Origin of the sequence: Clostridium malenominatum, from assembly GCF_039521365.1 — a bacterium.
Classification (GTDB): Bacteria; Bacillota; Clostridia; order Clostridiales; family Clostridiaceae; genus Clostridium_AW; species Clostridium_AW malenominatum.
The window spans coordinates 432,266-444,424 of record NZ_BAAACF010000003.1 but is presented as its reverse complement, the minus strand read 5'-3'; the positions used below and the strand labels follow the sequence as shown (position 1 = coordinate 444,424).

The window sequence follows — 12,159 nt, the reverse complement described above, 5'->3', positions numbered from 1 at the left end:
ATTTAATAGTACTTAAATTATAATTAAAGTTATACGATAAAATATAAAAGCAAATTGCCAATCTATATAATATAAGGAAATATATAAAGGAAGTGGGTAGTAAATGAATATATCATTACAATATAGTTAATTTTAAAATTGCTAAATATTTTTTGGCATAGTATAATGACACAGTACAAACACAATATATAGTAGGTAGGGGGAATTAGTCATGCTACATGTAGTTAAAAGGGATGGGAGAAAAGTTTCTTTTGATAGCACAAAGATAACTAGCGCCATAAAAGGAGCGTCAGAAGAGATTGCTTATAACTTAAAAGAAAGTGAATTTATAGATATAACTCAAAAAATTATTAAGAGATTAGAAGATATAAATAGTGAAGAAATATCTGTAGAAGAAATTCAAAATTTAGTAGAAGTAACTTTAGTTCAAAATGGATATAAAGAAATAGGCGCAATTTATGCTAACTATAGAAAAGAAAGAACAAAGATTAGAGAAATAAAATCAGATTTAATGAAAGCTATAGAAGGCATTGGTGTAGAGACAGATAGAGATAATGCTAATGTTGGGAATAATTTTTCATCAAAGCTATTAAGAATAGCTAGTGAATCAAACAAGTGGCATAACTTAGCAATGATGCCTAAGCATTTAGCAAAAGCTCATGAAAATGGAGACATATATTATCATGATTTAGATAGCTATAATTTAACAACAAATTGTTTACATATACCAACTAAAGAAGTTTTATTGAGAGGATTTAATACGGGATATGGTTATATTAGACCGCCTAAAAGAATAGAATCAGCTTGTGAATTATCCTGTATATTGCTTCAGTCTACTCAAAATGATATGTTTGGTGGACAATCTCATCCAGATTTTGATAATGACATGGCTATATTTATTGAACCAACTAGAGTTGACATTAGAAGAGAATATAGAGAAGTTGGCTTAGAGGAATCTATGATAGAGCAGTTAGTAGAAAAAAGGTTAAGAAAAAGCATTAGCCAAGCTATGCAAGGTATAGTATATAACTTAAATACAATGCATTCAAGAGCTGGTTCTCAGGTGCCATTTAGCTCTATTAATATAGGAATACCACAATCTGAAGATGCAGCTTTAGTATGTGAAATATTTTTAATGGAATATGAAAAAGGTTTAGGGAAAGGTGAGCAGCCAGTTTTCCCAAATATAATTTTTAGAGTAAAGGATGGAATGAATAAAAAACCATCAGATCCATACTATTATTTATTTAAATTAGCTTGTAGAGTTGCAAGTAAGAGAATGAATCCAACATTTATGAATATAGATTCAGACTTTAACTTAGAATACTATGAAAAGGGATATATGCCAGCTACAATGGGTTGCAGGACTAGGGTTCAAAATAATATAAACGGAGAACCTGATGTAAAGGGAAGAGGTAATATTGCACCAACAACAATTAATCTTCCAAGATTGGGAATATTGGCTAAGGGAGATTTAGATAAGTTCTTTAGCTTACTTGATAATAGATTAAACATGGCTAAGGAATCTTTGCTTCATAGATATGATGTGCTAAAAAAATTGAAGGTAAAGGATTTGCCTTTTGTTGCAGGTCAAGGACTTATGAAGGGTTCAGAAAATCTTACTTTAGAGGATAATATAGAGCCTATATTAAAACAAGGCACTTGGACTATTGGATTTATTGGTCTTGCAGAAACATTAAAGGCACTTATAGGAAAGCATCATGGAGAATCAGAAGATGCTAGAGAACTTGGATTAAACATAATACAATACATTAGAAACTTTACAGACAAAGCTCTTGAAGAAACAAAGTTAAATTGGTCCTGTTATGCTACTCCAGCAGAGGGATTAAGCGGAAGGTTTATACTTCAAGATCAAAAGGTTTTTGGTAAAATAAAAGGAGTTACAGATAAGGACTACTATACTAATGGCTTTCATGTGCCAGTATGCTATCCTATATCTATAAAAGAAAAGATTAATATAGAAGCACCATACCATAAAATCTGTAATGGTGGACATATAACGTATATAGAATTAGACAACTATCCTAATGAAGATAATATAATGGATATATTGAATTATGCTTATAATAGTACTAATATAAATTATATGGGTATAAATTTTCATATTAAATATTGTAAAGATTGTGGTACTTATTTGAATAGCAATGAATGTAAGTGTCATAAGTGCGGAAGTATAAATATACAAGGTATTTCAAGAGTAACAGGGTACTTAAGTCTTGACGAAAGATTTGGAAGTGGAAAAGTTGCAGAGAGAACAGATAGAATCTCACACACTAGCGGAGTTAATTTTTATAATGCAGGTGAGTAATGTGACGAAACTTCAAGTGGCAGGATTTTTAGATAATTCCTTGTCTAATGGGCCAGGAATTAGAGCGGTTTTATTTGTAGCAGGATGTAATCATAATTGTATTGGTTGCCATAATAAGGCTATGCAAGATTTTGGATATGGAGAAGAAGTGCCTATAGTACATATTTTAGATAGAATAAAAAACAATGTACCAGTGATAAGAGGAGTTACTCTCTCGGGAGGAGAACCTTTTGAACAGGCAGAAAATCTAGGGAAGTTGGCTAGATTTATTAAAAATGAAGGTCTTGATGTATGGTGTTACACAGGGTATACTTATGAATATATAATTGATTATTTGGATAAATTTAAAGGGTGGAGAGATTTACTAAATAATATTGATGTTCTAGTAGATGGAAAATTCGAAGAAGATAAGGCTTCAGAAAACTTGAAATATAAAGGTTCTAGTAACCAAAGAATAATAGATGTCAAAGCTAGTATATTATCTCAAGAAGTAATGTTATTTGAGAATATATAGTAGTAGCATACATTAAAAGGTGGTGGGAAAATGAAAAGTCTTGAAGAAATTGAAGTGTGTAGTTGTTGCGATATACATAATGATTGTGTAAATTGTGTAAAGAGCAATATGCTCCATAATGAAGTTTTTACTAAATTATCAGATTTATTTAAAGTGTTAGGGGACTATACTAGGATAAAAATAATATATGCCCTTTCCAAAAGAGAATTATGTGTTTGTGATATTGCAGAGGTGCTTGGAATGAGTCAGTCTTCCATTTCCCATCAACTTAGAATTTTAAAGAGTGCTAGATTGGTTAAGTTTAGAAAAGAGGGGAAAATTGTATTTTATTCCTTGGATGATGAGCACATAGGTGAAATTTTTAATGCTGGTTTAACACACATTGAACATAATTAAGAAATGAGAAACCTTAGTTTTGCTGTATAGCCGCAAAACTAAGGCTTTTTATTTGTAGTCTAAGATTATTAAATCTTCATCAAAATTCTCTATATCCTCCTTAGATATAGAGAAGGAAGTTCCCTTTATTCCTTCAGCTTTTTTCATATATTTTATAAAGTATTCTAATCCGTCTAGAGGAAAGGATAAGTCTGGAGTTTTATAGTGCATAGGGATAACAATATTGCTTTTTATAATGTTGGTTAATTTATAAGCTTCTTTTGCGTTTATAGTATAGTTTCCACCTATAGGTATAAGTAAAATGTCTACATTTCCAATTTGATTCAATTGATCCTGAGATAAAATATGACCCAAATCACCTAAATGGCAAAGTTTTAAGCCTTCCATTTCAATGGTGTAAATTATATTATTTCCTCTTTTTGTTCCTTGAGCATTATCATGAAAAGAGTGTGTTCCGTTTATCCGTACACTTTCTACACTAAAAGAACCAACATCTTCTATTATTCTAGTTTTTTCTGAATTAATATTAGCTTTATAATTATGGTCGAAATGTCCGTGACTTATGGTTACCACATCCACTTCCCCCTTAAAAACTTCATAACCTATAGAGGTATCAAAGGGATCTGTTAAAATTTTAAAGCCATTAGAATCCTCAAGTAAAAAAGAAGAATGACCGAGCCACGTAATAATCATTTTTTTCCTCTCCTTTCAATAGTAGTATGTACATATAATTATAACATATAATAAATATTCCAAAAATATTGACAACTGAAAGAGGATTTGATAGAATATTTTTAGAAAAATCAATTTAATATACACCGTTCGTTATGTTAGTATGCAAGACATGTATGTAAATTTTGTATATAAAAATATAATGAAGCCGGTTTTCTCCTCTAGGGGAGAACCGGCTTTAATTTTTTGGGGGAGGTAATTTATTATGATGACAAAAAATAGTCCAATAGGAGTACTAGATTCAGGGGTAGGAGGACTTACCACGGTAAAAGAACTTCAACTATTGTTGCCAAAGGAAAATATATTATATTTTGGTGATAATAAAAATGTACCTTATGGAAATAAAAGTGAAGAAGAAATTGTAAGTCTTACAAGAAGAATGATTGAGTTTTTAATCACTCAAAATGTAAAGGTTATCGGAGTGGCATGCAATACAATTTCTACAATCATAGATCAGATAAGTGGAGACTATGATGTTAAAATAATAAAGGTTATTGATCCAGTTGTGGACAACATTAAAAATACGTTAAGGAAGGAAAAAGTTGGACTTATAGCTACTAATTTTACTGTAAATAGTGGATATTATGATAAAATGCTTGGAGATATTAAGGTCTATGGAAAAGGCTCTGGAGAGCTTGCTGCTATTGTAGATAGCGGAAAAATAGATAGGGCAGAGGTAAAGGATATAGTAAAAATCCACATTGATAGTATTTTGGAAAGTGAAAAAGTGGACACAGTAATACTTGGATGTACTCACTACCCTATAGTAAAAGATATATTTGAGGAATGTTATCCAGAAATAAACTTCATAAATCCTGCCTTCCAACAAGCAGATGCTATTAAAAATTATTTAGAAGAAAAAGATTTAATAAAAGAAGAAAAGGGGAAGATATTTAAGGTTTATACCTCGGGAGATGAAGAAAAATATCATGTAATTATGGACATGTTAAATTTAGAATTGCCAGAGGCGATAATACAATATAATGATTAATAATTAAAGGTTGAAAATTCAGACTGTTAATATTAAAATTAACAGTCTGAATTTTTGATATAATTAAATTACTGCCCATATTTTATTAAAATTGTTGTATAATTTAATTAGGAACAGTGTAATAGTTAAATTTTATGAGGAGTGGTATCACATGAAGTATGAAAAAAATACCATATATATTACAGGAGTATCTAGAGCAAATAGCACAGACCCAATAACGGTGATGTACAATGGCTTTTTCTTGGGGATGATAATAAATAAAGACACAGGAGAAATAATAGATGTAACCTCTAATGCTATTAGCAGTATGACCACAGATTTTATTAAATCTATGCTTATAGGGTACAGTATAGTAAAAGAATTAGATGAAATGATTAATGAGATAAATAATAGATTTTTTGGAACAGCGCAAAAGGCGCTAATAGTGGCATTAAGGGAAGTGCATAATAAGTTCTTAATAGAAATGAAGAAGAGGTAGGTGTTTTTATTGGATGTAGCTTTTGCATTTATAGTTACCTTTGTAATGTTACTTTTTGGAGTATATAAGGGAATATATATAGGGTATCCTCTTACCTTAGGAATAATTTTATTTATTATTGTAGGCATGAGAAAAGGCTTTAAAATTAGAGAATTACTAGCTATGGCCTATAAAGGCGGTAAAAAGGCTTTTATAGTAATCAAGATATTTGTATTAATAGGTGGAATTACAGGTATATGGATGGCGTCGGGAACTGTGCCAGCAATGGTTTATTATGGCATGAAATTTTTAAAGCCTAATTTATTTATATTATCAGCTTTTTTAATCAGCTCTTTAGTATCTTTTCTTATAGGAACATCTTTTGGAACTGTTAGTACTGCAGGTATTGCACTGATTGTAGTGGCTAGAGGGGGAGGAGCAAACTTAGTAGCTACATCAGGAGCTATAATAGCAGGAATTTATTTTGGAGATAGGTGTTCTCCTATGTCATCTAGTGCTAATTTAGTTGCTACTTTAACAGATACAGAACTTTATACAAATATAAAGAAAATGTTCAAGACATCAATGGTACCTTTTATTCTTTCAATAATCATTTACACTATTTTATCAAATAAATATCCACTAAGTGCTACACAAAGTAGTATTATAGCAGATATAAGTAATTCTTTCCAAATAGGAATCGTAGCTCTTGTTCCAGCTATTGTAATTTTAGTACTATCTTTTTTAAAAGTTAATGTTAAAACTTCTATTTTGATTAGCATAATTGTAGCATTGTTTATAAGTGCTTTAGTTCAAGATAATGGATTTATAAGTTCTTTTAAATATGTGTTTTTAGGATATTCAATGGAAGGAGACAATCCTTTAAAAAATATTATTAAGGGTGGAGGGGTTGTATCTATGCTAAAGAGTTCTTTAGTTGTATTTATATCTTCAGCCTTTGCAGGGATTTTTGAGGAAACCAGTATGCTAAAATATATAGATAAATTTATAGATAAGGCCAAAACTAGAAGCGGTTTATTTTTTGCTGCTATTGTGACAAGTTTTTTCACCGCAGCCTTTGGATGTAGTCAAACCCTTGCGGTAATACTTACTCATATGCTTTTAAAGGACGCTTATGAAAAGAATGGTATAGACAAATATGAATTAGCCTCGGATTTAGAAAACACAGCTATAGTAATATCTTCTTTTATACCATGGAATATTGCACTCCTTGTGCCATTAGCTACCTTAGGGGTTGGACCTAAGGCAATTATTTACTCATTTTATCTATATGTTATTCCATTATTTAACATGATTTATTTATTAATTCAAGGGAAGAAGTATAATAATATTTTAAAATATACTATAGATTAGAATGAAAATTATAGAAATTTATATTATAATAGATATATGTGTAACAAACTTAAGAATTAATCGTATTAACAGATGATATTACAAAGAGGGGTGGTTTTTTGAGAAAAGGGTTTAAGGTAGCTTTTATAATCACAATGCTATTATTTATGGTGGTAAAATTAGGGGGAATAAACTCTGTTAAGGCTAGTTCTAACTTTCAAGATTGGAGTTCTAAGCAAAGTGTAGAGGAGAACAAGGTTTGGACAATTAGATTCAATAATGAATTGGACAAAGCTACTATAAATAATAATATTTATGTAACAAATGAAAATGGACAAACCATTCCTGTAGATGTTGTACTTTCCTCAGATCTTAAGGGAGTGACGGTATCGGTTAAAAATGGGGGAAAGTATGAAAAAGGGAAAAGTTATTATTTAATAATAACTGAAAATGTGAAAAAGACTTCTGGGAAATCTTTGGGGAGTCCTGCTAGGATGAAGTTTACAATTAAAAGTGAAGAAGTAACAAACAAGGAATTTGCTGTAGTGCTAGACGCAGGTCATGGCGGCAGTGATATTGGAATTACAGGTCCTAATGGCAACATGGAAAAGGATATAGCTTTAAACATAGTATTAAAAGCGGGAGCTATATTAGAAAGAAGCGGAATTAAAGTTATTTATACTAGAACAGATGATAGTATAACTTGGAGTAAGGATGACATGACTTCACGTTTTAGTATAATTAATAATGAAGATTATAATTATTTTGCAGTAAGCGTACATACAAATATAGCTGGCAATAATGAAGCTACGGGAGTTGAAACATATTATTTAACAGGAGATGCTCTAGGTCAAACTCTAGCAGAGAATATTCAGCAAAAAGTTGAAACTACTGTAGATATGAAAAGTAGGGGAGTTAAAACTAGTAACTTTGTTGAAGGAAGCGCTGTAAACATTCCTATTGCAAAGCTTTTTGTAGGTTTTTTAAATAATCCTCAAGAAGAATTAATAATTAGTAGCCCTGAAATGCAAGATAAGTTTGCTGAATCTATAGCGGGAGGAATAATAAAGTTTAAAGAAACAGAAGACCTTAGTGGCAATGAAAGTAGATTAGTTTCAGTAGAAGATATAATATCAACAGTAGCAGAAGGAGACTTATATGATCTTCCTGAAAAGATAAAGGCTATGACAAATGGAGGAGATGTTATAGAGGCTCCAGTAACTTGGGATAATACTTCTGTAGATACAACGAAAGCAGGAACCTATAGTTATATAGGAACAGTAGCAGGTTACAAGGGAAAAGTTTATTTAACTTTACTAGTAACCATGAAGGGTGATAGCAGATTTGTAGTTGTAATTGACCCAGGCCACGGAGGATATGACCCAGGAGCCATAGGAGCTAATGGACTTAGAGAAAAGGATGTGGCTTTACCAGTAGGTATAGAAGTAGGAAATATACTTTTAAAGAATGGGGTAAAAGTAGTTTATACTAGGACAAGTGACAATGTTTCTTGGCCGTCAAATGAGAAAGAGGACTTGAAAAAAAGAACTGAAATAGCGAATAGTGTAAATGCAAATTACTATGTGTCCATTCACTGCAACTCCATAAAAAACAATCCAACAGCCAATGGAACAGAAACTTATTATGATAGTGAAAGTGTAGCAGGTAAAGCATTGGCACAGAATATTCAAAGTCAATTAATAAGCAAGCTAGGAACAGTGGATAGAAAGATTAAACCGGCAGGATTCTATGTATTAAAATATACAGATCCACCAGCAGTTTTAGTAGAATTAGAATTTATAAGCAATCCTAATGGAGAGAAAAACCTAAAGGATCCTAACTTCCAAAAGAAAGCAGCGGAGGGGATTGCAAGCGGTATATTAAAGTCTTTAGGATTGTAGGAATCTGTGTAAAATAAATTGACAATAAAAAATTATTATAATATAATAAAGGATAATTGATATTAAAGGCTATGAAGAGGAAAAGTACTTAAATCCCTGGCTTGAAAGAGAGTGGTGTTTGGTGAAAATCCACAGGTTAAGTTTTAAGGAAAATCACCTTGGAGTTGGGAACTGAAGTTATAGTAGGTTTGTCCGTAGTCCTGCGTTAAAGGCTAGAGTATATGTGTGCTTGAAATTTATTTACCATAGGTGGTATAGCGGAATTATAACTTCGTCCTATTAAGGGCGAAGTTTTTTGTTTTGGTAAAATAATTTGTTTACAATACATGAGTTATGACAAGAATTAATATAATAGGAGGGATTCTCAGATGTATAAGAAAATAGATAACAGTAGAAGCTTTGTGCAAATGGAAAGAGATACATTGAACAAGTGGACAGATAATAAAATAGTAGAAAAGAACTTCGACTTAAACAAAGAAGGAGAATTTTTTACTTTCTATGATGGACCACCAACTGCTAATGGAAAGCCACACGTAGGTCACGTGTTGACAAGAGTTATAAAAGACTTAGTACCAAGGTATAAAGTAATGAGGGGATATAGAGTATTAAGAAAAGCAGGGTGGGATACTCATGGTCTTCCAGTAGAACTTGAAATTGAAAAGAAGTTAGGAATTTCAGGTAAACAGGAAATTGAAAATTATGGAGTCGAAAAATTTATAGGTGAATGTAAGGACTCTGTATTTACTTATTCTAATATGTGGAAAGACATGTCAGAAAAACTAGCTTTCTGGGTAGACATGGATAATCCTTATGTTACCTACCATAATAACTATATAGAATCAGTATGGTGGGCATTAAAACAAATGTGGGATAAAGATTTGCTGTATAAAGGACATAAAGTTATGCCTTATTGCCCAAGATGCGGAACTAGCCTATCTTCCCATGAAGTGGCACAGGGATACAAAGATGTAAACGAAGGAACAGCTTTTGTTAAATTTAGAGTTAGAGGAGAAGACAACAAGTATATACTAGCGTGGACAACAACTCCTTGGACATTACCAAGCAACGTAGCTTTAGGAATAAACAAAAACTTCACTTATGTAGAAGTGATTAATAATGAAGAGCATTTGATATTGGCAAAGGATCTTCTTAAAGTGTTAGAGGGAGAATATGAAGTTGTTAAGGAATTTAAGGGAGAAGAAATCTTAGGACTTGAATACGAGCAACTATTTAATTTCTACACACCTGAAGAAAAAGCCTTCTATGTAGTTCATGGTGATTTCGTTACACTAAGTGATGGTACAGGAGTAGTTCACTTAGCACCAGCTTATGGTGAAGATGATAGTGTTGTTTGCAAAAAGCATAATCTGCCTTTTATGAACCTAGTTGATGGGGAAGGGAAATTTATTGATTGTGTAGAGCCATGGGCAGGAATTTTTGTAAAAAAAGCAGACCCAAAAATAATTGAATGCTTAAAGGAAAGTGGAAAGTTATATAAATCAGAAAGATTTACTCACTCCTATCCTCATTGCTGGAGATGTGATACACCGTTACTATACTATCCAAAAGATAGTTGGTTTGTTAGAATGACATCTTTAAAAGATAAATTGATAGAAAATAATAATAAAATTAATTGGTATCCAGATAATGTAAGAACGGGAAGGTTTGGTAAGTTTTTAGAAAACCTTATAGATTGGGCCGTTTCAAGAGATAGGTATTGGGGAACACCTCTTCCAATATGGGAATGCGGTTGCGGTCATAGAGAGTGCATAGGAAGTATAAGTGAATTAAATGAAAAGGGAATTAATGTTCCAGAAGATATAGAATTACACAAGCCATTTATAGATAACGTGAAGTTAACATGTCCTCATTGTAATAAAGAGATGACAAGAGTTCATGAAGTTATTGACTGTTGGTTTGATTCAGGTGCAATGCCATTTGCACAGTATCATTATCCCTTTGAAAATAAGGAAGTATTTGAAAAGAACTTCCCAGCACAATTTATATCAGAAGCTGTGGATCAAACAAGAGGGTGGTTTTACTCATTACTTGCAATTTCAACAGCATTATTTGATACTACATCATACCAAAACTGTCTTGTGTTAGGCCACGTGCTAGATAGACATGGATTAAAAATGTCAAAGCACAAAGGAAATGTTGTAGATCCATTTGAAATACTAGACAATATGGGAGCAGATGCTTGTAGATGGCATTTTTATACAGCAAGTGCACCTTGGTTACCAACTAGATTTTCTGTTCAAGACGTTGAAGAAACTCAAAGAAAGTTTATGAGTACATTATGGAATGTTTATTCCTTCTACGTGCTATATGCTGATTTAGATAAGTTTAATCCATTAGAATATGAAGGTTTTGTAAGCGAAAATGTAATGGATAAATGGATAACTTCAAAACTTAACACTTTAATTAAAGAAGTGGAAGAACACATGGATGCTTATAGAATAACTCCAGCAGCACTTGCTATTGAAGAGTTTGTAGATGAGCTATCTAATTGGTATGTAAGAAGAAATAGAGCTAGGTTCTGGAGTGAAACATTAACAGATGATAAGATAGGAGCTTATGTGACTTTATATAGAGTATTAACTACTGTATGTTTAGTGGCTGCACCTTTTGTTCCTTTTATAACAGAAGAAATATACGAAAATTTAGTTAAGTCATTAAATAATGATGCTGAAGAAAGCATACACTTATGTAAGTGGCCAAAATATGATGAAAACTTAATGGATAAAGAATTAGAGAGAGAAATGGAAGAGGCCTATAAGATGGTTAAGCTTGGAAGAAGCGCTAGAAATACTGCAAATATAAAGAACAGGCAGCCATTATCACAAATGCTTGTAAGCTCTAAATCTTTACCAGAATACTATGGAGACATTATAAAAGATGAACTTAATATAAAAGATGTAGTATTTGGAGCAGATTTATCTAAATATGTTAACTTTGACATAAAACCAAATCTTCCAGTACTAGGAAAGGCCTATGGAAAGTTTATACCTGTAATAAGAAAAGAATTAGGAGCTATGAACCAAATGGAACTTGCTCAAAAGATTCAAACTGGAGGTATTGTAGCTATCAATGCAGGAGAGGTAGAAATAGAGCTTAACAGTGAAAACCTATTAGTTACAATGCAGGGGCTTGAAGGATTTGCTTTTGCAGGGGAAGGAACTACAGGAGTGGTTTTAGATACTACTTTAACTGAAGAGCTAAAAGAAGAAGGGCATTTAAGAGAATTGTTAAGTAAAATTCAAAATATGAGAAAGGATAGCGGATTCCAAGTTGCGGACAAAATAAATTTATATGTAGCGGGAAATGAAATGTTGGAAGCTGTTGTACGTAAATTTGAAGATTATATTAAAAAAGAAACTCTTAGTGCAGAGATATATTATAATGAAGAAAAGGAATATACAGACTGTAAAATCAATGGAGAAGATTTTAAAATCTATGTGAAAGTAGCTATGTAAAAAATACCTT

General features: G+C 31.8%; 9 protein-coding genes and 1 other annotated feature. Of the genes, 8 read left to right on the top strand and 1 reads right to left on the bottom strand.

Annotated elements, in window-relative coordinates; all coding sequences use genetic code 11:
* The first annotated feature begins 211 nt into the window (after positions 1–211).
* Genes ABDZ69_RS13950 through ABDZ69_RS13940 form a run of 3 tightly spaced genes read left to right on the top strand, consistent with a single transcriptional unit; the run spans position 212 to position 3,239 of the window.
* Positions 212–2,329, top strand: coding sequence for an anaerobic ribonucleoside triphosphate reductase (locus ABDZ69_RS13950; protein ID WP_343770552.1), 2,118 nt, complete (start codon positions 212–214; stop codon positions 2,327–2,329).
* 1 nt (position 2,330) lies between these two features.
* Entirely contained in the window at positions 2,331–2,843 is a 513-nt protein-coding gene (nrdG, locus tag ABDZ69_RS13945; protein ID WP_343770550.1) for an anaerobic ribonucleoside-triphosphate reductase activating protein, read from the top strand.
* A 30-nt stretch (positions 2,844–2,873) separates the two neighbouring features.
* On the top strand, positions 2,874–3,239 hold the full coding sequence (locus tag ABDZ69_RS13940; protein ID WP_343770548.1) for an ArsR/SmtB family transcription factor: 366 nt from the start codon (positions 2,874–2,876) through the stop codon (positions 3,237–3,239).
* Between the two features lie 48 nt (positions 3,240–3,287).
* Here the strand turns inward: ABDZ69_RS13940 and ABDZ69_RS13935 are convergent, their stop codons facing one another.
* Positions 3,288–3,932, bottom strand: coding sequence for an MBL fold metallo-hydrolase (locus ABDZ69_RS13935; RefSeq protein WP_343770546.1), 645 nt, complete (start codon positions 3,930–3,932; stop codon positions 3,288–3,290).
* Between the two features lie 244 nt (positions 3,933–4,176).
* On the opposite strand from ABDZ69_RS13935, the gene murI reads away from it, so the two are divergent.
* The 5 genes from murI to ileS all read left to right on the top strand — a co-directional run bounded on the left by murI (position 4,177) and on the right by ileS (position 12,149).
* A complete protein-coding gene (gene murI, locus ABDZ69_RS13930) occupies positions 4,177–4,962 on the top strand; it encodes a glutamate racemase (RefSeq protein WP_343770545.1) in 786 nt (261 codons plus the stop codon).
* 151 nt (positions 4,963–5,113) lie between these two features.
* On the top strand, positions 5,114–5,440 hold the full coding sequence (locus ABDZ69_RS13925; protein ID WP_343770543.1) for a DUF3870 domain-containing protein: 327 nt from the start codon (positions 5,114–5,116) through the stop codon (positions 5,438–5,440).
* Positions 5,441–6,793, top strand: a complete 1,353-nt coding sequence (locus ABDZ69_RS13920) for a Na+/H+ antiporter NhaC family protein (RefSeq protein ID WP_343770541.1) — start codon at positions 5,441–5,443, stop codon at positions 6,791–6,793. It begins immediately after the preceding gene.
* Positions 6,794–6,891: 98 nt separating this feature from the next.
* Positions 6,892–8,673 carry an N-acetylmuramoyl-L-alanine amidase gene (locus ABDZ69_RS13915; protein ID WP_343770540.1) on the top strand — a complete coding sequence of 594 codons (1,782 nt, stop codon included), beginning with the start codon at positions 6,892–6,894 and terminating at the stop codon, positions 8,671–8,673.
* Between the two features lie 62 nt (positions 8,674–8,735).
* Positions 8,736–8,955, top strand: a binding site (T-box leader).
* A gap of 86 nt (positions 8,956–9,041) precedes the next feature.
* Entirely contained in the window at positions 9,042–12,149 is a 3,108-nt protein-coding gene (gene ileS / locus ABDZ69_RS13910; protein WP_343770539.1) for an isoleucine--tRNA ligase, read from the top strand.
* Positions 12,150–12,159: the final 10 nt, after the last annotated feature.